Consider the following 20,550-nt stretch of genomic DNA (forward strand, 5'->3'; position numbering starts at 1 on the left):
AGAAGAGACTAGACTCCCGCAACCGATGTCCACAAATCCGCGAGCCTCTTCCGCAGCGCCTGCCGGCGTGTCAGCGGCGGCGGCGTCTCGTCCTCTTCCGGCAGACGCAGGCCGACGACATTGACGCGGCCGCCGGAGATGCTGCGCGCGACGAGGACGATCTCGTCCAGCACGAGCTCGGCGCCCTCTTTCGGGGCCCGGTCGAGATGGACGTCGAAATAGTCGGCGAGCGTCAGCTTGCCCTCGTCGTCGCTCACCTTGACGCCGTAGATCCCGGCAAGCTCCGCCAGCGTGTGCTCGCCGGAGACCATGAAATCGCCGAGCAGATGCGGATCGGGCGCGGTGCTCGGCTGCATGTCGACAAAGAAGCGGTCGAGCGACTCGGCCTTTTCCGGCGGCGCCAGCAGGTAGATGTAGTCGCCGGGCGCGATCGGATCGGCTTCCGTGGGCGTCAGGATATTCTCGTTGCGGATCACCAGCGTCGGCTTCGACCAGGACGGGATCAGGCCGCGGCGGAAATACAGGCTCTTGGGGCGCACCGGATAGCCGACCAGCTGCTGCTCGAGCTGGCCGGGCAAATCGAGCTCGACGCGACGCGGGCCGCGCTCGGCGCGGGGCAGCGCGACGTGCAGCTTCCGCGCGGCGGGTGCCAGCGTCCAGCCTTGCAGCAACAGCGAGATGATGACGACGACGAAGGCGACGTCGAAATAGAGATAGGCCTTGGACAGCCCGACCAGCATCGGGATCGACGCCAGGAAGATCGCGACCGCACCGCGCAGGCCGGTCCAGGCGATGAAGATCTTTTCGCGCCAGTTGAAGCGGAACGGCGCCAGGCACACGAACACCGCGAGCGGCCGCGCCACCAGCATCAGGACGAGCGCGACGGCGACCGCCGGCAGCACGCTGGAGCCGAGCCGGCCCGGCGAGACCAGCAGGCCAAGCAGCACGAACATCACGATCTGCGCCAGCCAGGTCGCCGCATCCAGGAAGGTCACCACCGAATTATGCGCACGCGTCGGCCGGTTGCCGATGATGATGCCGGCGAGATAGACCGCGAGGAAGCCCGAGGCGTGCATGATCTGCGAGCCGCCGAAGATCACGAGCGCCGCCGTCGTGACGAACGGCGCATGCAGGCCCTGCGGCAACGCGACTTTGTTGAGCGCGATGACGACGAGGCGTCCGCCGAAGAAGCCGACGACGGCGCCCAGCACCGCCTCCTGCAAGAACTCCATCAGCACGTGACCCGCCGTGCCCGTTCCCAGCGAGATGTACTCGACCAGCATCAAGGTGAGGAAGATCGCGAAGGGATCGTTGGTGCCGGACTCCGCCTCCAGCGTCGCGCCGACGCGCGGGCGCAGGCGCAGGCCCTGGGTGTGGACCAGCAGGAACACGGCCGCCGCATCGGTCGAGGCCACCACGGCGCCGACCAGCAGCGACTCCGTCCAGTTGAGGTCCAGCGCATATCTGGCGAACGGCGCCGTAACCACCGCAGTCAGGAGCACGCCGACGGTGGCCAGCACCACCGACGGCGCCAGCACGGTGCGGATGCTGGCAAAGCGCGTCCGCAAGCCGCCGTCGAACAGGATCAGGGCCAGCGCCACCGAGCCGACCAGATAGGTGGTGCGGACATCGTCGAACTGGAGCTGCCCGGGGCCGGAATCGCCGGCGAGCATGCCGATGACAAGGAAGACGAGCAGCAGGGGCGCGCCGAAGCGCAGCGCAAGCAGGCTCGACAGGATGCCGGCCATGACGAGGACGGCGCCGAGCAATATGGCGAGGCTGACGGAGTCGAGGGAAGCCATGCGGTGCTGCGGGTTACTCCGGGGAACGAATGAAATACGGGTTAGGGAGGCGCCGGCGGCGCGCTCCCTCGCCCCGCTTGCGGGGTCGGGATGAGCATAGCTCACCCTGAGAGGGGTGGGGTGAGGGGGGCTCTCCACGGGGGTGGTGACAGATGGACTCGCGGAGAGTCCCCCTCACCCGGATCGCATCTGACGATGCGATCCGGCCTCTCCCCGCAAGCGGGGAGAGGCGAAGCACGCGCCTGCCGACAGACCTGTTCAACCAACAATCATCCTGCTCCAGCATCCATATCGTCGCTGCCCCGGCACGCCAACCCATTTTCTTCCGCTTTCTCCCGCTCGCGGCAATCTGCCCGTATTTTGCGGCCCTTAACGCGCTTCACTTACCGGTGTATCGATGGCCGGGCCGCATCCTTTGTGGGATTCTGCGGTGCCTTCGAATCAATTCCTCCCCGCTTCCCGACGAGACCGATGGACATGGACCTCAAAGACTTCATGGAGTTCGTGCAGACGACCGCACGCAGCGTCGGAGCGGAGATCTCCTCACCCTGGTTCTACCTGCAATTTGGTCTCATTCTCGCGGCAGCCGGCATCGCCTATGCCGCGGAAGCCGGCATTCGCAACCGCGTCGACATGACATCGCTGGCCATGGGCTGGCCGCTGCCGCTCCGGCACTTCTCGCGAGTGATGGTGTCGAGCGCCTCGACGGCGGTGTTCACCCTGCTCGTGATCATCTCCCGCGTGGTGATGTCCCACGCGACCTGGCCGAGCCGCAGCTATCTCCTGATGGTCGCCGCCAAGATGGGGCTGGCCTGGCTCGTGATCCGGCTGGTGACCTCGGTGCTGCGCAACGCCTTCATCGTCAAGCTGGTGTCGATCACGGCCTGGTTCGTCGCGGCTCTCTCCATCATCGGCCAGCTCGACACGACCATCGATCTGCTCGACTCCTTCGCGATCGTGCTCGGCGGCCTCAGGCTGACGCCGCTGCTGGTGATCAAGGCCGGCGCGCTGCTGCTGATCGCGCTGTGGGCCACCAACATCGCCAGCAATTTCGCCGAGAGCCGGATCAATTCGACCACCGACCTGACGCCGTCGGTGCAGGTGCTGCTGGTCAAGATCATCCGCATCGGACTGCTTGCCGTCGCAATCGTCATTGCGCTCGGCGCGGTCGGCATCGACCTGTCGGCGCTCGCGGTGTTCTCCGGCGCGGTCGGCGTCGGCATCGGTATCGGCCTGCAGAAGATCGTGGCCAATTTCATCTCGGGGATCATCCTGCTCGCCGACAAATCGGTGAAGCCCGGCGACCTCGTCACCATCGGCGACAACACCGGGCGGATCAGCGCGATGAAGACGCGCTACATCTCCGTCGCGGCCGGCGACGGGCGCGAATTCCTGGTGCCGAACGAGGATTTGGTGACCCAGAAGGTCATCAACTGGACCTATACCGACAAGAACACGCTGGTGAAGATCGCCTTCGGCACCAATTACGACGCCGACCCGAAATTGGTCTGCAAGCTTGCGGCCGAGACCGCGGAAGCCCATCCGCGCGCGCAGAAGGGCAAGCCGCCGAGCTGCCTCCTGACCGAGTTCGCCGAAGCCGGGATGAAGTTCTCGCTGACCTTCTGGATCGCCGATCCCGACGGCATGGATAAGGTCAAGAGCGACGTGATGCTGTCGCTGTGGGACGCCTTCAAGCGCGAAGGCATCCGGGTTCCCTACCCCGTCCGCGAAATCCGTATCCGGGGTGGCGCCCTGCCGGTGGAAACCACCGTAGAAGTCCCGAATTAGGCCCGCTTTCGGGCGCAAGGACCGGTAAGATTGTTGTTTTGACGCGTTTTCTTCACGCGAACCGGTAGCCACTTCGCTCGAAAACGCTGTGCCTTAGCTTGCATGAAGGCGGGCAATCATTAAATTAGGGCCTGAAATCAAGCCTTTCCACCGACATCGAGATCAGCCCGGAAGACCGCACAAGCATGAGCTACGTCGAAGCCACCGATACCTCCCTGCGCAAGACCGGACAGATCAAGCTGCATGGGCCCGCCGCCTTTGCCGGCATGCGCAAGGCGGGCGCGCTGGTGGCCAAGTGCCTCGACGAGCTCACCGACATCGTCGCGCCTGGCGTGCCGACCTCGAAGATCGACGAATTCGTCCGCGACTTCGCCTTCAGCCACGGCGCCTATCCGGCGACGCTGATGTATCGCGGCTACCGCTACTCGACCTGCACCTCGCTCAACCACGTGGTCTGCCACGGCATGCCCGGCGACCGTCCGCTGAAGGAAGGCGACATCGTCAACATCGATGTCACCTTCATCGTCGACGGCTGGTACGGCGATTCCAGCCGGATGTATGCGGTCGGCCCGATCGCGCGCAAGGCCGAGCGACTGATCGAGGTGACGTATGAAGCGATGATGCGCGGCATCGCCGCCGTAAAACCCGGCGCCACCACCGGCGACATCGGCCACGCCATCCAGAGTTTTGTCGAGCCGCAGGGCATGAGCGTGGTGCGCGATTTCTGCGGCCACGGTTTGGGGCGCATGTTCCACGACGAGCCGAACATCATCCATATCGGCCGGCCCGGCGAGGGCGTGCAGCTCAAGCCCGGCATGTTCTTCACCATCGAGCCGATGATCAATCTCGGCAAGCCGCACGTAAAAATCCTCTCCGACGGCTGGACCGCGGTGACCCGCGACCGCTCGCTGTCGGCGCAGTTCGAGCACTCCGTCGGCGTGACGGCGACGGGCGTCGAGATCTTCACCCTGTCGGAGCGGCACGGCGAGAAGCAGATCGGGTGAGCCTCTAAGGGGGCGCGACCCGCGAACCGGATTTGCCGCCGCAATTGACGGTTGCAAAAACAGAGTTCCGCGGCAATGCTGGCGGTCGATGCCCGCCAAGCCAGACCACGACAAGAGCAAGCCGGAGGACGCGCCGCACTATCACGGCCATCGCGAGCGGCTGCGCGAGCGCTTCTACAGCGCCGGCGCGGACGCGCTCAGCGACTACGAACTCCTGGAGATGGCGCTGTTTCCGGCGCTGCCGCGGCGCGACACCAAGCCGCTGGCGAAGACGCTGATCAAGACCTTCGGCTCGTTCGCCGAGGTCGTGCATGCCCCGGTGGCGCGCTTGCGCGAGGTCGACGGCATAGGCGAAGCCGCCATCAACCAGCTCAAGCTGATCGCCGCCGCGGCGCACCGCGTCGCCAAGGGCGAGGTCAACAGCCGCAACGCGCTGTCGTCCTGGAACGAGGTGATCGACTATTGCCGCACCAGCATGGCCTTCGCCGACAGGGAGCAGTTTCGCCTGCTCTTCCTCGACAAGCGCAACCAGCTGATCGCCGACGAGGTGCAGCAGACCGGCACCGTCGACCACACCCCGGTCTATCCGCGCGAAGTGATCAAGCGCGCGCTGGAATTATCGGCGACCGCGCTGATCCTGGTGCACAACCACCCCTCCGGCGATCCCTCGCCGTCGCAGGCCGACATCCAGATGACGAAAGCGATCATCGACATCGCCAAGCCGCTCGGGATCGCCGTGCATGATCACATCATCGTCGGCAGGAACGGGCATACGAGCCTGCGCGGGATGCGGTTGATCTAGGGTTGCAAATCGGGCGACAAAAGCAGCATGAGCGACTGGCTGCACAATCTGCCGGTGCCCTGGATGGCGCTGGTGTGCCGGAGGCAATGAACAGCTAGAGCGCTCGCGCCTAGTAGCAATATCGCGGATCGACCCGGACATAGTAGCCGTCGGGCCGCTGCATGTAGCAGCCGCGCTGATAGGCGTAATAGCCGGAGCGGCGGCGCTCGCCCTCGGAGGCGATCGCGGCACCCGTGCCGGCACCGACGACGGCGCCAATGGCCGCGCCGCGGCCTCCGCCGAGCGCACCGCCGACGATCGCACCGCCGACACCGCCGATGATCGCACCGCCGATGGCATCCTGGGCCACAGCTTCATGAACCGGCACGGCAGTCGCAACCGTCAGACACGCTGCAATTCCAAGACCTCGAAGCATTTCCGGCCCTCCTGTGCTGGCGCCAGTCATAGCGCCCGGTGCGGATGCGGGCCAGAACAATCGTCGGCATTCAAGGACTGACGAGCCACGCGACGACGCTAAAAGCTTACCTCGCCAGTGCAAAGAACAGCACGATCTCCTCCCGCGTTCCTTCGTTTCCCCCGGGTCACCGCGGTACGCACGTGCCCAGCGGGATCGGCCAACGGCATTCCCTCCTGGAGACGAGAAATTCGACGCAGGCACCGTCGGCCGTGCGGCCGAACGGCTGAACGAGATGCGACCGCGACTTAGAATCCATCAAAATTAGAATCCTTTCAAACAAGGAGCGCGAAAAGCGATGCAGCGCGCAAGCAGTTCATATTGCTCGCTTCCTATTTTTCCCGGCGCCTCGTGAAGCGACGCCAACGGTCTCAGGATTCAGAGCGCCGCGCCCGTTTAGATCGATTCCGAACTGGGACCTATTGTCACATCTCCGTGTCTCACTGTAGGCGGGCCCTGCAGCCTTTCTCAGATGGGGACAACAGTGAAACGATTAGTGGGACCGATGTGCGCCGCGGTTGCGATGCTGGCCGCGTGCGAAGCCAATGCAGGGGAATCACCGTTCGGCTGGATCTACACAGCCGATCTGCATCCGCAGGGCACGTATGAATACGAGCACAAATCGTTCATGCAGGCGGGCCAGTCGCAGGGGCAGTATTTCCTGATGCGGAACAAGGAGGAGATCGAATACGGCCTCACTAACCAGCTGCAGATTTCCGGCTATTTCAACTGGAGTTACGCCAACGCCTACCGCAACGGATTCGATGGGACAACGGGCGGACCCGGCGTGACGCAATTTCTCGACGCCTCCTTCGATCCATACTCGCGTTACGAGAAGACACGTTTCGACTCGGTTGCCTTCGAGGCGATCTATCAGGTCCTGAACCCCGTGACCGATCCGATCGGCCTTGCGCTTTACATCGAACCGGAGATCGGTCCGAAGTCGAAGGAGCTGGAATGGCGGGTGATCCTGCAGAAGAATTTTCTCGATGATCGTCTGATCCTCGCCCTCAACATCATGGGCCAGCATGAGCGCGAGGTCTATGCTGATGGCTCGATCGAAAGAGCCTCGCCGATCGACGTGACGTTCGGTGCGTCCTACCTCGTCGCGCCGAACTGGATGATCGGCTTCGAGACGCGCATTCACAACGAATTCACCGGCTACTGGTTCAACAACCCCGAACATTCCGCGTTCTTTGCCGGACCTGTCATCCATTACGGCCAGAAGGAATTCTGGTGGACGCTGGCCTGGCGTCATCAGCTGCCGATGGTCATCACCTACAACGAGGATCAAGCCTCCGTGGTAAAGCACGGGCGCATCTACGGCGACGAACACGCGCGCGACGAAGTGATGTTCCGCCTCGGTGTACCCTTTGCCGCAAAATGACCTTTCAAGGCAGATAGCATGAAGTGGACACCAATCCTCACGGCGCCGGCTGCGATCGTCTTGATCGCGCCGGCTAGCGCAAACGTCTACATGAGCGAGCAACAGGCGATGCAGGCGATCTTTCCCGGCGCCTCGTTCTCTGCAGGCAGCAGGGCGGGCGTGTTCCGTGCCTCCTCGGGCGGGATCGTCGTGATCGACCGCGTGCTCGGCAAGCACGAATACATCAAATACGCCGTCGGCATCACCGCCGGCGGCACGGTCAAGGGAATCGAGATCCTCGAATACAACGAGTCCTATGGCTACGAGGTTCGCGAGGCCTCATGGCGTTCGCAATTCGTCGGCAAGAGCGCGAGCTCGCAGCTGCAGCTCAATGTCGATATCAAGAACATCAGCGGCGCGACGCTCTCGGCCAAGCACATCACCGATGGCGTGCGGCGCCTGGTCGGGCAGTTCCAGAGCCTGAAGGGGCAGTAGGCCATGAGGCGCGCGCGACCGCTGCTGGGCACGATCGTGGAGATCGAGGTCGACGGCGTGGCGCAAGCCGCCGGCGAGCAGGCGATTGCCGGCGCCTTCGAGGCCGTGTCGCTGGTTCAGCGTCTGATGAGTTTCCACGATGCCAATAGCGACATCGGGCGCATCAACCGCGAGGCGTTCCGGATGCCTGTGACGATCCACCCCTGGACGGCACGAGTTCTGCGTCACGCTCAGACGTTTCATGCCGCGAGCAATGGCCTGTTCGACTGTGCGGTCGGCTTCGAGTTGATGCGCCACGACTTGCTGCCATCGGACGACCTCGACCACGTCGCCGCGGGCGACTTCAACGCGGTGCGCCTGTCGGCCGATCGATCCGTGCGCCTGACGGCACCGGTCGCAATCGATCTTGGTGGAATCGCCAAGGGCTATGCGGTGGATCGTGCCATCGCCTCGCTTCGGGCGGCAGGCATCCGAACTGCGACCGTCAATGCCGGCGGCGATCTGCGCGTGATGGGCGAGATCGACCAGCCGATCCACGTGCACGTTCCGAACGGAGGCCTGGTCCCAGCGGGACATCTGCGCAACGGCGCCATTGCAACCTCCTCCGCCGTCGCCACCGTCGACCGAATCGGGGCGTGTCGGCCGCCGAGCTCCGGAACAGACGGCCGCGCCTATTCGGTCGTCGCGCCAAGCTGCATCGCCGCCGATGCGCTGACCAAGATTCTGGTCCAGACCGGGGAGCCGCAGCACCCCTGCTTCGCGCGCTTCGGCGCGACTGCTTTCATCACCGGCGGCAACCTGCCATCGATGGCGGCCTGAACCCATGCGCCTCGGCTTTGTTCAAAAGAGCGTTGTCTGGAGTGCAACCAGCGTGGTCGCGCTAACCGGCCTCGCCTGGTTCGTCCTGCACGACGTTGTTGAGGCGGAGCCCGGCGAAACCGAACGGCTGCTGCTGATGCTGCACGGCATCTCGGCCTATGCGACGTTGATCGTGATCGGCTCGCTGCTGCCGCTGCACGTGCGGTCGGGCTGGCATCGGCGGCGCAAGCGGTGGACGGGTGGCACCACGCTCGCCACGTTCGTCCTGCTCGCTACGACAGGGCTCGTTCTCTACTACGGCGGCGAGCAGACGCGCGAGCCGGCCCGTTGGATCCACATTGCCTTCGGGCTTGGCTGCATCGCGCTGTTTCCAATCCATGCGATGGTTGCTGCAGCCGTCAAACGCAGCGTGGAGATATCGGGCTCACCCGAGACCGGCGCGACGGAGACAGCTAGCGAGCTTGCATCCGTCCCAGCCAGCTCGCAACGATAAGCATTGCAACGCCGCATCATCTCTGCGGCCGCCGTTCACGGCGCGATCCAGCGCTGCACCGCCTCACTGGTGTCGGCCGGCGTGGTGTTGAAGCAGATCGCGGCCTCGGGCGCGAGGCGGTGGACGAGGTTGAGCACCTTCTCGAACAGCACGAGGCGCTCCCTCGGCTCGCGCAGGCCCGCGCCGATCACGATGCAGTCGAACCGCTCCTCGCGCAGCGCCGCCGCGACGCCGGCTTCGGCGGCCGCCTCGAGATCGATCAGGCAGCTCGTGACCTCGAAGCCGAGACCGCGCAGGCGCAACAGCTGCGCCTCGATGTAGTTGCGCACGAGATCCGGCGTGAGCTGCGGGAATGCGCTGTAATCCGCAACGCCGGGTTCGATGCCGATCGCGAGGACACGCTTGGCCATGCAGGCCTCCTTGCCGAACCGCGTCCATTGCTAACGGGCGGACGGCCCTGCGGGTTCCCCGTGGGGCGATCCGCACTGTGCGCCAATTTTCCCGCAAAAGCTGTAACCCAGTTCACATGCGCAGCGCCGGCAAGCTGCCAGATTTGCAGAGATAACGCTGAAGTCACGCGCCGATCACGGCGCCCGGTTCACTTTGATTGCCTGGAGATTCGATCATTCATTCATTTGCGGGAGCGGAAAATGGTGTCCTTCGAGAGTTTGAAGAATGAATACGAGCGCAATTGGACGAGTCTCGAGATCCGACCCGGACGCCACGCCGACGCGACTGCGGTCGCACGCAAGGCGATCAACGGCAAGGCGACCTATCAGCAGATCGAGCGGCTGACCGGCGTTCCCTGGTATTTTACGGCGCTCTGCCACTACCGCGAATCCAATTTCGATTTCGACACCTATCTCGGCAACGGCGAAACGCTTCATCGCACGACCACCATCGTGCCGAAGGGGCGCGGCCCGTTTGCCACCTTCGTGGACGGCGCCGTGGACGCATTCAGGATCGAGAATTTCATCGGCGCGCAGGACTGGAGCATCGCACGGATGCTGTTCCGGCTCGAGGCGTTCAACGGCTTCGGCTACCACGCCAAGGGCGTGAATTCGCCCTACCTCTACGGCGGCTCGAACCTGTACGGCCCACCCGAGGCAAGGCCCGGCAAATTCGTCCGCGATCACGTGTTCGACCCGAGCCACGTCGATTCCCAGCTCGGCACCGCCGTGATCCTGCATGCGATGCTGTCACTGGATTCCTCGATCACGCTCGACGGCAGCCCGCAATTCGCAGGCCGCATCGAGCCGGAAGACGATGCGGCCTCGACGGTCGTGCTGATGCAGCAGGCGCTCAACAGGCTCGGCGCCAATCCGCCGCTCGCCGAGGACGGCATCAGCGGTCCGAAGACCAGGGCCGCGGTCTCGCAGTTTCAGCAGCAGAACGGCCTCCGGGATACCGGCCTCCTCGACGGGGCCACGGTCGCCGCCATCACGCGGGCGACGCAGCCGGGAGGGGTCATGCAGAGCGGTGACCTGTCCCAGGTCCTGAAGCGGCTTGAAGACCTCGCGCAGGTGCTGCGACCGTCCGCCGGCGGAACGCTTCCGGCACCGACGACACCTGGCAATACGCTGCCCGCCACCAACGATCCGATCACCCTGTTCGAGCGGCTGTTCTCCCTCATCAACAACAAGACGACGCCCATGCCAGGACCGGTGACCCCGACCAACCCCGCCCCCGTCGATCAATTGAAGCAGGTCGTCGACCTGCTCAGCACGCTGCTCAACAAGAACGGCAAGCCCGTGCTCGGCCAGGTCAACGGCGCGCTGGGCGAGACCATCGGCAAGCTGCTCGACGGCAAGAAGACCGCCCTCGGCATCGGCGGCTCGCTCATCACTGCGCTGCTCTCCTCGGTGACGGCGAGCCCCAGTGCAGGAGGTCTTGCCGGGCTGCTCGGCACGATCGTCTCGGCGGTGCCGGGCCTCGGTCAGTTCGCGATGCCGATCTCGCTCGCGCTCACCGCCTGGGGCGTGCTCGGCAAGCTGGAGAAATGGGCGCAAGGCACCGCGCCGCCGCCGAAGGTGACGACGTAATCTGCGGCTCCTTCGAGACGCCCGCCTACGGCGGGCCCTCAGGATGAGGCCACGTTTCGCGGCGGAATATCAGACCCTCATGGTGAGGAGCCCGCCAAAGCGGGCATCTCGAACCATGCAGGCCGAGCACGTCGGCGGCGCCTACTGGCGCAGCATGATCAGGGGATCGGCGGTGTCGGGGACGCGCCGCCACTGCGCGTTGTCGTCGGCCTCGAACTGCCAGACATCGCCTGATTTCGACATCAGGATGATCTGGCCGCGCTCGAGCCGCCATTGCGTCGGGTTGAACTGCGCGATGGCCGCATCGCATTTCGGCTTGAGGAAGACCTGGAAATTGTCCTGGCCTGCTTCCGTGTTGGTCAGCGTCAGCCCGCAGATCGGCTGGCCGTTGCCGCGCACCATCGACCAGTCGCCGATCATCTGGTCCATCGACTTGGCCATCGAGCGGGCGGCAGCGAGGTCCTGCAGGATGTAGACGCCCTCGCCCTGGCGCAGGCCCTCGAAGATGCCGGCCTCGACCTCGGTGAAGTCGATCACGGCTTCACCGGTCGCATCCTGCAGGCGAACGATGTCGAGGCCCTTCACGCTCCAGGCGACGATGGCCTTGGTGAAAGGCAGCGCGGTCTTGCAGGCCGGCTCGAGCTCCAGCTTGAAACCCTGGCCCGCGGCATCGGCCTTGAGCGTGACGACGCAGGTCTTGCTGCGCTCGGTGGTCGAGAGCTCCCACTGCCCGGGCATCGATTTCTTCAGGCTCGTCGCATCCTGCGCAGGCGCAGGGCCCATCGCGGCAAGACATGCCGCGATGGCGAATGCGAGAACCCGAAGAACTCCCATCAGCGCCCCCTAAACGGCGTTTCCGCAACCGGCGTCAGCGGCGCCTTGCCGGCAAACCAGGACTTGAGATTGTCGACGACGAGCTGATCCATGGCGTTGCGCGTCACCACCGAGGCCGAGCCGATATGCGGCAGCAGCACGACATTCTGCATGGTCTTGAGCTCGTCAGGCACGTTCGGCTCGGCCGCAAACACGTCGAGGCCGGCGGCGAGGATGGTGCCGGATTTCAGCGCCTGGACCAGGGCGGGCTCGTCGACCACGGAGCCGCGCGCCACGTTGATCAGCACGCCGCGCGGACCGAGCGCCTTCAGCACCTCGGCATTGATCATCTTGTTGGTCGAAGCGCCGCCCGGCACGATCACCATCAATGTGTCCACGGCCTTCGCCATCTCGATCAGATCAGGATAGTGCTTGTAGGAGACGTCCTTGGACGGATTGCGCGAGTGATAGACCACAGGCACCAGCGAGGCATCGAGCCGGCGCGCGATGGCCTGACCGATCCGGCCCATGCCGACGATGCCGACCTTGCGGTCGCGCAGCGAGCCGACGCTGAGCGGATAGTTTTGCGTCTGCCAGAGCCCGGAGCGCACATAGCGGTCGGCCTTGATGAACTCGCGCAAGGTCGAGATCAGAAGGCCCATCGCGACGTCGGCGACCTCCTCGGTCAGCACGTCGGGCGTGTTGGTGACGATGATATTGTGCTCGGCCGCGTATTTGGCGTCGACATGGTCGTAGCCGACGCCGAAGCTCGCTACCATCTCGATCTTGGGCAGCTGCGACAGCGAATCCCTGTCGGCGCGGACGGTGTGATAGGTCACCGCCACGCCGCGGATTTTTTCGCGGATCGCCGGCGTCAGCCGCTCGAGGTCGCCGCGCGTCTCGGCCTTGTGCACGACGAAATGATCGGAAAACCCGTTCTCGAGGATCGGCCGCACCGGTCCATAAATCAGAAGATCGATCTTTTCGGACGAAATCGAACCGGTAGACATCAGCTTTCCTTTCCAAGCGCGCTTTCGTGCCAGCGCCGTAAAACGAGGTGGGAAACTAGCGCCAGCACCCCATAGATGACAATCCCGGCCAGCGACAACAAAAGCAGCGCGGCGAACATGCGGGGTATGTTCAACCGGTAGCCTGACTCGGCGATCCTGTAGGCGAGCCCGGAGCCGGCGCCCGCGGTGCCCGCCGCGATCTCGGCCACGACCGCGCCGATCAGCGACAGGCCGCCGGCAATGCGCAATCCGCCGAGGATATAGGGCAGCGCCGCGGGCAGCTTCAGGAAGCGCAGGGTCTGAGGAGGCGAGGCGCCGTAAAGCTGGAACAGGCCGGCGAGATTACGGTCGACCGAATTCAATCCCAGCGTGGTGTTCGACAGCACCGGGAAAAAGGCGACGATGAAGGCGCAGACGACGACCGCGGTCTGCTGCTCCAGATAGATCAGGAGCAGCGGCGCAATCGCGATCACCGGCGTGACCTGCAGCACGACGGCGTAAGGGAACAGCGAATATTCCACCCATTTCGACTGGTTGAACAGCAGCGCCAGCGCAATACCGCCGATGCTGGCGGCGACAAAACCTTCAAGTGTCGTCAGCAGCGTGGTTGCGAGCGATTGTGACAGCACCGCCCAGTCCTTGATCAGTGTCAGGACGATGACGGACGGCGCCGGCAGCACGTAAGGCGGGATGTCCTTGATGCGGACCATGAGTTCCCAGGCGAGCAGGCCTGCCGCGAACACGACGACGGGCAGCACGAAACGCACCGCGCGTTGCGCGCCGGACGGTTTCGCGATGACGGCCGTTTGCGCGTTCATAGCGTCGACTGCCCCGAATAAGATGGCGCCAGCGCGGCCGACACGCGCCGGCAATAATCGGAATAGGCCGCCGAGGTGCGAAACTCCTCGCCGCGCGGCTCGACCGTCTCGATGCGGATGTCGGCCTGGATGCGGCCCGGCCGCGCCGTCATGACCACGATGCGCTGCGACAGATAGACGGACTCGAACACCGAATGGGTGACGAAGATGACGGTCTTGCCCAGGGCACGCCATAGCGCGAGCAGGTCGTTGTTGAGGCGGAAGCGCGTGATCTCGTCGAGCGCTGCGAACGGCTCGTCCATCAGGAGGATGTCCGGGTCGGTGACGAGCGCGCGCGCCAGCGAAACCCGCATCTTCATGCCGCCGGAGAGCTCACGCGGGTAGGCGTCGGCGAAATCGGCAAGCCCGACGCTGGCCAGCGCCTCGTCGGCACGCACGCGCCCCTCCGCCTTTGAGACGCCGCCCAACTTCAGCGGCAACCGCACGTTCTCGCGTACGCTGGCCCAGGGCATCAGGGTCGGCTCCTGGAACACGAAGCCGATGCCATGGCCCGGCTGCACCTCGCCCTCGTGACGCGCCACCCGCACGGTGCCTGACGACGGCGCGCTGAGCCCGGCGATGATCCGTAGCGCCGTCGACTTGCCGCAGCCTGACGGGCCGAGCAGCGAGATGAACTCGCCCTTGCGCACCGCGAGGTCGAGCGGGCCGAGCGCCATGACGCCGTTGTCATACATCTTCGTCACGCCGCGCAGGCTGACGGCGAGAGCCGTCAGGCTGGCCTCGACGGCGGACGAGGTTGGGGCAGCGGACATCGACCGCGCGTTACGGCTTGTTCGGGCGCAGCTCGACGCCGACGCCCTTGTTGACGAAGCGCAGCGTGTAGGACTTGCGGAAATCGAGATCCGCCTTCACGACACCCGCCTTCACCATCTTGTTGAAGAAGGAGGTATAGCGCTCGTCGCTCATAGCGCCGATGCCGTTCTTCAGGCTGTCGCCGGAATCGACGATGCCGTATTCCTTCATCTTGGCCACGGAATAGGCGAGCAGATCATCGGTCATCTCCGGGTTGAGCTGCTTGATCAGGGCGTTTCCGGCGGAATTGTCGCGGTAGATGTAATTGTACCAGCCGATCATGGAGGCATCGACAAAGCGCTGCACGAGATCGGGCTTCTTCTCGACGATGTCGCGGCGGGTCTCGATCAGGGTCGAATAGGTGTTGAAGCCGGAATCGGCGAGCAGGATCACGTTCGGTTTGAAGCCGGCGGCCTTCTCGACCGCGAAGGGCTCGGAGGTGACGTAGCCCTGCATCGCGCTCTTGGGATTGGCGATGAAGGGCTGCGGATTGAAATTATAGGGACGGACGTTCTTCTCGTTGAAACCATATTCGGATTTCAGCCACTGGAAGTAGCTGGTCATGCCCTCCTTGGAGACGAACAGCGTCAGCGGCTTGAGGTCCTCGATCTTGCCGACCTTAGCGTCGGGCTGCGTCAGCATCACCTGCGGATCCTTCTGGAACACCGCGGCGATGGTGACGACGGGAACGTTGTTGGCGACCGCATCGAACGACATCAGCGTGTTCGCGGCCATGAAGAAATCGATCTTGCCGGCGATCAGCAGCATCCGGTTGTTCTCGTTGGGACCGCCGGGGACGATGGTGACGTCGAGGCCGTACTTCTTGTAGGTGCCGTCGGCCACCGCCTGGAAGAAGCCGCCATGCTCGGCCTCGGCGACCCAGTTGGTGCCGAAGGTGACCTTGTCGAGCGTCTCGGCGCGCGCCGGTAGGACCGAGACGAAAGCGGCCGTCAGGCCTGCCGTTAACGCTCGCCGCAGATGAGAGGGGCTCATGATGGGACTCCGTCGATCGTGTCTGGCCGATACCAAGCCAACGCGATAAAACCGCATGACATTGGGGACGCGAGCCGGTCGGGCCCGCGTCCCCTCATAACCCAAATTACGTGACAAATTCGGGCAAAGAAACCTTGATGACGCCGCCCCGTGACTGGATCGACATTAACTGGGCCCATGCGGGCCCTGCGGATGTGTCGCGCTGGATCGCGGTGCTGCCGCTGGCGGCGACCGAGCAGCATGGCCCGCATTTGCCGCTCGAGACGGACGTGTTGATCGCGGACGCCTATCTCGCGCGCGTGCGCGAGGTGCTGCCCGAGAACATTCCGGCCAGCTTTCTCCCCGTCGAACCGGTCGGCATTTCCACCGAGCATATCGACTATCCGGGCACGCAGACGCTGCCGACTGACATTGCGCTGAAGAAATGGACCGGGATCGGCGCGGAGGTCGCGCGGCGCGGCGTGAAGAAGCTCGTCATCATCACCAGCCATGGCGGCAACAGCGCGGCCATGATGCTGGTCGCGCAGGACCTTCGCGCACACCAAAAACTGTTCGTGGTGACGACGTCGTGGTCGCGGCTGTCAGGGGCGGACAAGCTGTTCCCCGCCGAAGAAGTGCGCCACGGCATCCACGGCGGCGCGGTCGAGACCTCGATCATGCTGGCGCGCTATCCGGCTCAGGTCCGCAAGGACGCGATCGCGGATTTTCCCGCGAGCAGCGTGGCGTTGGAGAAGCAGTATCGCTGGCTATCGACGCAGCGCCCGGCGCCGTTCGCCTGGCAGGCGCAGGATCTCAACGCCAGCGGCGCGGTCGGCGATGCGAGGTTGGCCGTCGCGGAGAAGGGCGAGCAGCTGATCGATCAGGGCGCGCGCGCCTTTTGCGAGCTGCTGGCCGAGGTCGATAACTTCGACGTGAACAGGCTCGCCAAGGGCCCCCTCGGCTAGCCCGCATCCAACTGAAACCATTCGGGAAATAACCGGATTGCGAGGGCGCCAAATGCGCTTTCGAACCTGACACGACATGCCTCCGTCCAACTGGGCACGCGGGCCACAACGGACCGCCTCAACCCCGGATGGAGTTTCACATGTCGATCAAGACCAAGATTGCCGCCGCAGCTCTCGGTGCCCTTGCCGTCACCGGCAGCATCGCGTCCACCACCACCTCGGCCGAAGCCAAGCAGCCCGGCTGGGTCTGGGGTGTCGGCGCCGGCATCGCCACCGCCGCCGTCGTCGGCTCCGCAATCGCTGCCAGCAACGATCCCTATTACTACGGCTATCACCGCTGCGGCTGGGTCGCCCAGTACAACGCCTTCGGCCAATACGTCGGCCGCGTTCGTACCTGCTACTGATTTGAGTACCTGAGGCCGATCTCCCACGTGGATCCTGCGTCCGACACGGGCGCCTCATCCACCCCGTGTCGTGCCCCCGACCCGCCCGGCTGTCCCCCCCGGGCGGGTCATCTTTTTTGGGGCCGCTAGACGGCCCGGCAGCGGCTTAGCTCACAGCCCTTCCGGTTGCACGTTTCGCGTGTCAGGATGCGAACGGGTAGCTGGAGGGCGAGCGTGAATTGGCGGAATGTCATTGGATCGATCCTGATTGCGATCCTGACATCGACACAGGCATTTGCCGAGCCGGCCCCACCGCCGAAAACAGTGACCGGGGACAACAGCCGCCCCGCCGTGGACCTCGAACTCGTGATCGCGGTCGACATTTCCTACTCGATGAAGCCGGATGACCTGGCAGCCCAACGCGAGGGCTATGCCAAGGCCATTGTCTCGGAGGAGTTTCTCCGAGCGGTGCGAGCCGGTCCTGCCGGCAAGATCGCGCTGACCTATTTCGAATGGTCATCGACCAGCGACCAGAAAATAATCGTCCCCTGGCGACAGATCGACGGGCCGGGAACGGCTGAGGCCGTCGCAACTGAAATCACCAAAGCACCGGTCCGCCGCGGTTCGCGCACCTCGATTTCAAGTGCGATTAAATTCGCCGCGTCGCTGTTCGAGCAGAACCCCTACAGTGGTCCGCGCCGTATCATCGACATTTCGGGCGACGGTCCCAACAGCAACGGCGATCCGGTCACCTCAGCGCGTGACACAGCGTTGCAGCAGGGCATCGTCATCGCCGGCCTGCCGGTCATGACCAATGCGACACCCGCTGATCCCGCAGACTTTCAGAATATTGACCATATCGATTGGTACTATGAGGATTGCGTGATCGGCGGCCCAGGTTCCTTTGTTGTGCCGATCACCGATCGCGAAAACTTCAAGGCGGCGATCCGGACCAAGCTGGCTCTCGAGGTCGCGGGCCGCACGCCGGATCAATCGCCTACCCCCTCTGTGGACAAGCAGCCGCGGGTTCTCTGCACGATCGGCGAGAAGCTCTGGCAGCAGCGATGGAATGCGAACAGTCCGGCGATGAGCAAACCGGCGACGAACAGCCCGTCGAGCAAGGAGGACGCGCTGCTCGACAAGAAGATCAAGGGCATCTGCCGCGGCTGCTAGGTGCTTCCGCCGGCCGGGCGACCCACCGCCGGCCTTCGCGATCCCCGACCCCTCCCGTTTGCTTGGCCTCCGATAGGTCTCCAACAGAGGCTGGGCTCCGCTCGGGCCGTCCGGTTTGCTGGGGCCGTCAGTGGATGTTGCAGCCGCGTCACACAGCGATGCGAACCATCCTCTGCGGCAATCCGCACTAGTTGCTATTGCGAATTAATCGCAATAAGGTTTGTCGCAGGTTCAGGAACTTGGGAAGAAGCCGCATCGAATCGAGATCATCTCGGCCGATCGCGTCGGCAACCGAGGCCTGATGACAGAGTGGCCGCGAATCTGCAGGGATATCACGGCGACTGGGATACATTCGCGTTTGGGGGCGTGCGTTTTGACGTTAAGAGGTCACCGTTACCGGTACTTGCGGACGGCCGCGGCAATTGCTTCGGGCGTGATGGTTTTTCCCGCGATCAGCCGCGCGGCCGATCTGCCGCTGAAGGCCCCGGCCCTGAGAGCGGTCTATGACTGGACCGGCCTCTATATCGGCGCGCATGCCGGCTACAGCCGCGGCTCGTCGCACTTCGCGCTGAACGACGGCACTGCGATCGGCGACAGCGGCGTCTTCAGCGGCATGATCGGCGGCGTGCAGGCGGGCTACAATTACCGGCTCAACTCCGGCTGGCTGGTCGGCGTCGAAGGCGATTTCTCGTTTCCCAACTACATCACCTCGAATTCGATCGTCTCGTTCCTGGCGACACCGGCCATCACCGTCACGCAACAATGGGACTACACCGCCAGCCTGCGCGGGCGGGTCGGCTACACCAGCGGTCCGTGGCTCGTCTATGCCACCGGCGGATTCGCGTGGATGGGCGAACGCTATTTCGACACGCCGGCCTCCGGCGCCGAAATCCCGAAGATCCTGAACACGCGGCCCGGCTGGATCGCGGGCGCCGGCATCGAATACGGCTTCGCGCCGCATTGGAGCGCGCGGCTCGAATATCTCTACAGCCGCTTCGATAGCGCCAACGTCGCCTTCTCCACGGGCGCCCAATACACCTCTTCGGCGCTCGACTTCCAGACGATCAGGCTCGGCCTCAACCGCAAGGTCGATTGGCCGGGCGTGCCGGGCTACAACCCCAACAGCTCGCTGATCGACACGGAATCGGATCGCTGGGAGATTCACGGGCAGAGCACCTATCTGCCGCAAGGCTATCCGTCGTTCCCCGCCCTCTACACCGGACCGAACTCGCTCTCGCCGTCGCGGCAAGCCAAGGCGACCTGGAGCAACAGCCTGTTCCTGAACGCGCGGCTGTGGGACGGCGGCGAGGTCTATTACAATCCCGAGCTGCTCCAGGGTTTTGGATTCAACGACACGGTCGGCGCGGCCGGCTTCCCCAACGGCGAGGCGCAGAAGTCGAACTTCCCCTACCCGCACTACAACACCTCGCGCCTGTTCGTGCGCCAGACCTTCGGCTTCGGCGGCGAGCAGGAAGAGCTCGCGAGCGGCCAGTTGCAGCTCGGCCAGAAGGTCGACGTGTCCCGCCTCACCGTGCAGGCCGGCAAGTTCGCCGTGGTCGATGTGTTCGACGGCAACGCCTATGCCAAGGACACCCGCAAGGACTTCATGAACTGGTCGATCTGGGCGCCGGGCGCCTTCGACTATTCCGCCGACAAGGTCGGCCTCACCTACGGCGTGACGGCCGAGCTCAACCAGAAGCAATGGGCGCTGCGCGGCGGCTATTTCCTGATGGTCGCGGAGCCCAATTCAAATCATTTCGACACCCGGGTCGGCGAGCGCGGCCAGTACGTGCTCGAGCTCGAGACGCGCTACTCGCTGTTCGGCCAGCCCGGCAAGCTCAGGACCATGGGCTGGGTCGACAGCGCCAATATGGGCAGCTTCCGCGAGACGCTGGACAATCCCGCGCTCAATCTCGACATCGCGCAGACCCGGCGCGGCCGTCTCAAGGTCGGCTATGTCGTCAACCTCGAGCAGGCCATCACGGAGGATGTCGGACTGTTCGGCCGCTGGAGCTGGAACGACGGCAAGAGCGAAACGCTGGCCTTCACCGACATCAACCGCAGCCTGTCCGGCGGCCTGTCGATCAAGGGCACGAAATGGGGCCGGCCCGACGACGTCGTCGGCGTCGGCGGCGCCATCAATGCGATCTCGCAGGATTATCGCGACTTCCTCGCGGCCGGCGGCCTCGGCGTTCTCGTCGGCGACGGCGCGCTCAACTACCGCAAGGAACGCATCCTCGAAACCTATTACGCCTACGCGCTGAACAAGAACATCACCCTCACCGCCGACTACCAGCTCATCGTCAACCCCGCCTACAACGCGGATCGAGGCCCGGTGTCGGTATTCTCCGGGCGACTGCACGGCGAGTTCTGAGCCACGACTCAATCGCGATGAATGCGCGCGCCTCGTCCTTCGAGACGACCGCTTCGCGGGCTCCTCAGGATGAGGCTAAGCAGCATCGGTCACCGTCGCAATTGTTGCCACGCACTCCGCCCTCA

At 64.4% G+C, this 20,550-nt stretch carries 20 protein-coding genes; 12 read left to right on the plus strand and 8 right to left on the minus strand.

Annotated features, from left to right (window positions below):
• Nucleotides 1-8 precede the first annotated feature (8 nt).
• Nucleotides 9-1,802, minus strand: a complete 1,794-nt coding sequence (locus tag GGD63_RS26925) for a potassium/proton antiporter (RefSeq protein ID WP_183246235.1) — start codon at nt 1,800-1,802, stop codon at nt 9-11.
• Between the two features lie 471 nt (nt 1,803-2,273).
• Here GGD63_RS26925 and GGD63_RS26930 point away from each other — a divergent pair, with 471 nt between their 5' ends.
• The 3 genes from GGD63_RS26930 to radC all read left to right on the plus strand — a co-directional run bounded on the left by GGD63_RS26930 (nt 2,274) and on the right by radC (nt 5,396).
• Nucleotides 2,274-3,590 (plus strand): mechanosensitive ion channel family protein, encoded by a 1,317-nt coding sequence (locus GGD63_RS26930; protein ID WP_183246237.1) that lies wholly within the window; start codon nt 2,274-2,276, stop codon nt 3,588-3,590.
• 185 nt (nt 3,591-3,775) lie between these two features.
• Nucleotides 3,776-4,594, plus strand: coding sequence for a type I methionyl aminopeptidase (gene map, locus GGD63_RS26935; protein WP_130365893.1), 819 nt, complete (start codon nt 3,776-3,778; stop codon nt 4,592-4,594).
• An 88-nt stretch (nt 4,595-4,682) separates the two neighbouring features.
• Nucleotides 4,683-5,396: a RadC family protein gene (gene radC, locus GGD63_RS26940; protein ID WP_183246239.1), complete on the plus strand. Its 714-nt coding sequence runs from the start codon at nt 4,683-4,685 to the stop codon at nt 5,394-5,396.
• 109 nt (nt 5,397-5,505) lie between these two features.
• Here radC and GGD63_RS26945 read toward each other — a convergent pair whose 3' ends face one another.
• The gene (locus tag GGD63_RS26945) at nt 5,506-5,811 is read right to left on the minus strand and encodes a glycine zipper domain-containing protein (protein WP_183246241.1); all 306 of its coding nucleotides are present in this window, start codon (nt 5,809-5,811) and stop codon (nt 5,506-5,508) included.
• 523 nt (nt 5,812-6,334) lie between these two features.
• On the opposite strand from GGD63_RS26945, the gene GGD63_RS26950 reads away from it, so the two are divergent.
• The 4 genes from GGD63_RS26950 to GGD63_RS26965 are packed head-to-tail and all read left to right on the plus strand — an operon-like array spanning nt 6,335 to nt 9,023.
• Nucleotides 6,335-7,237, plus strand: a complete 903-nt coding sequence (locus GGD63_RS26950; protein WP_210315980.1) for a DUF6662 family protein — start codon at nt 6,335-6,337, stop codon at nt 7,235-7,237.
• Nucleotides 7,238-7,255: 18 nt separating this feature from the next.
• Entirely contained in the window at nt 7,256-7,711 is a 456-nt protein-coding gene (locus tag GGD63_RS26955) for an FMN-binding protein (protein WP_183246245.1), read from the plus strand.
• Nucleotides 7,712-7,714: 3 nt separating this feature from the next.
• The gene (locus GGD63_RS26960; RefSeq protein ID WP_183246253.1) at nt 7,715-8,530 is read left to right on the plus strand and encodes an FAD:protein FMN transferase; all 816 of its coding nucleotides are present in this window, start codon (nt 7,715-7,717) and stop codon (nt 8,528-8,530) included.
• A gap of 4 nt (nt 8,531-8,534) precedes the next feature.
• Nucleotides 8,535-9,023 carry a hypothetical protein gene (locus tag GGD63_RS26965; RefSeq protein WP_183246255.1) on the plus strand — a complete coding sequence of 163 codons (489 nt, stop codon included), beginning with the start codon at nt 8,535-8,537 and terminating at the stop codon, nt 9,021-9,023.
• Nucleotides 9,024-9,058: 35 nt separating this feature from the next.
• Here GGD63_RS26965 and GGD63_RS26970 read toward each other — a convergent pair whose 3' ends face one another.
• A complete protein-coding gene (locus tag GGD63_RS26970; protein WP_183246257.1) occupies nt 9,059-9,433 on the minus strand; it encodes a hypothetical protein in 375 nt (124 codons plus the stop codon).
• A 240-nt stretch (nt 9,434-9,673) separates the two neighbouring features.
• Here GGD63_RS26970 and GGD63_RS26975 point away from each other — a divergent pair, with 240 nt between their 5' ends.
• Nucleotides 9,674-11,065: a peptidoglycan-binding protein gene (locus tag GGD63_RS26975; RefSeq protein WP_183246259.1), complete on the plus strand. Its 1,392-nt coding sequence runs from the start codon at nt 9,674-9,676 to the stop codon at nt 11,063-11,065.
• Nucleotides 11,066-11,206: 141 nt separating this feature from the next.
• Here GGD63_RS26975 and GGD63_RS26980 read toward each other — a convergent pair whose 3' ends face one another.
• From GGD63_RS26980 to GGD63_RS27000, 5 genes are read right to left on the minus strand one after another with little or no spacing between them, the layout of a single operon-like run.
• On the minus strand, nt 11,207-11,899 hold the full coding sequence (locus GGD63_RS26980) for a protease inhibitor Inh/omp19 family protein (protein WP_183246261.1): 693 nt from the start codon (nt 11,897-11,899) through the stop codon (nt 11,207-11,209).
• Nucleotides 11,899-12,888, minus strand: coding sequence for a 2-hydroxyacid dehydrogenase (locus GGD63_RS26985; RefSeq protein WP_183246263.1), 990 nt, complete (start codon nt 12,886-12,888; stop codon nt 11,899-11,901). Before GGD63_RS26985 ends, GGD63_RS26980 begins: the two co-directional genes overlap by 1 nt.
• Entirely contained in the window at nt 12,888-13,706 is an 819-nt protein-coding gene (locus GGD63_RS26990) for an ABC transporter permease (RefSeq protein ID WP_183246265.1), read from the minus strand. Before GGD63_RS26990 ends, GGD63_RS26985 begins: the two co-directional genes overlap by 1 nt.
• Nucleotides 13,703-14,518, minus strand: coding sequence for an ABC transporter ATP-binding protein (locus GGD63_RS26995; RefSeq protein WP_183246268.1), 816 nt, complete (start codon nt 14,516-14,518; stop codon nt 13,703-13,705). The genes GGD63_RS26990 and GGD63_RS26995 overlap by 4 nt, the downstream gene beginning before the upstream one ends.
• Before the next feature lie 10 nt (nt 14,519-14,528).
• A complete protein-coding gene (locus tag GGD63_RS27000; protein ID WP_183246269.1) occupies nt 14,529-15,551 on the minus strand; it encodes an ABC transporter substrate-binding protein in 1,023 nt (340 codons plus the stop codon).
• A gap of 137 nt (nt 15,552-15,688) precedes the next feature.
• On the opposite strand from GGD63_RS27000, the gene GGD63_RS27005 reads away from it, so the two are divergent.
• From GGD63_RS27005 to GGD63_RS27020, 4 genes are all read left to right on the plus strand, one after another.
• Nucleotides 15,689-16,495: a creatininase family protein gene (locus GGD63_RS27005; RefSeq protein ID WP_183246271.1), complete on the plus strand. Its 807-nt coding sequence runs from the start codon at nt 15,689-15,691 to the stop codon at nt 16,493-16,495.
• Between the two features lie 140 nt (nt 16,496-16,635).
• Nucleotides 16,636-16,899 carry a hypothetical protein gene (locus GGD63_RS27010; RefSeq protein WP_183246273.1) on the plus strand — a complete coding sequence of 88 codons (264 nt, stop codon included), beginning with the start codon at nt 16,636-16,638 and terminating at the stop codon, nt 16,897-16,899.
• 186 nt (nt 16,900-17,085) lie between these two features.
• The gene (locus tag GGD63_RS27015; RefSeq protein ID WP_183246275.1) at nt 17,086-18,051 is read left to right on the plus strand and encodes a DUF1194 domain-containing protein; all 966 of its coding nucleotides are present in this window, start codon (nt 17,086-17,088) and stop codon (nt 18,049-18,051) included.
• Between the two features lie 436 nt (nt 18,052-18,487).
• Nucleotides 18,488-20,425 (plus strand): carbohydrate porin, encoded by a 1,938-nt coding sequence (locus GGD63_RS27020; protein ID WP_246785658.1) that lies wholly within the window; start codon nt 18,488-18,490, stop codon nt 20,423-20,425.
• Nucleotides 20,426-20,550 lie beyond the last annotated feature (125 nt).

The sequence above is a fragment of the Bradyrhizobium sp. cir1 genome (genome assembly GCF_014198245.1).
In the GTDB taxonomy this organism is placed as follows: Bacteria; Pseudomonadota; Alphaproteobacteria; order Rhizobiales; family Xanthobacteraceae; genus Bradyrhizobium.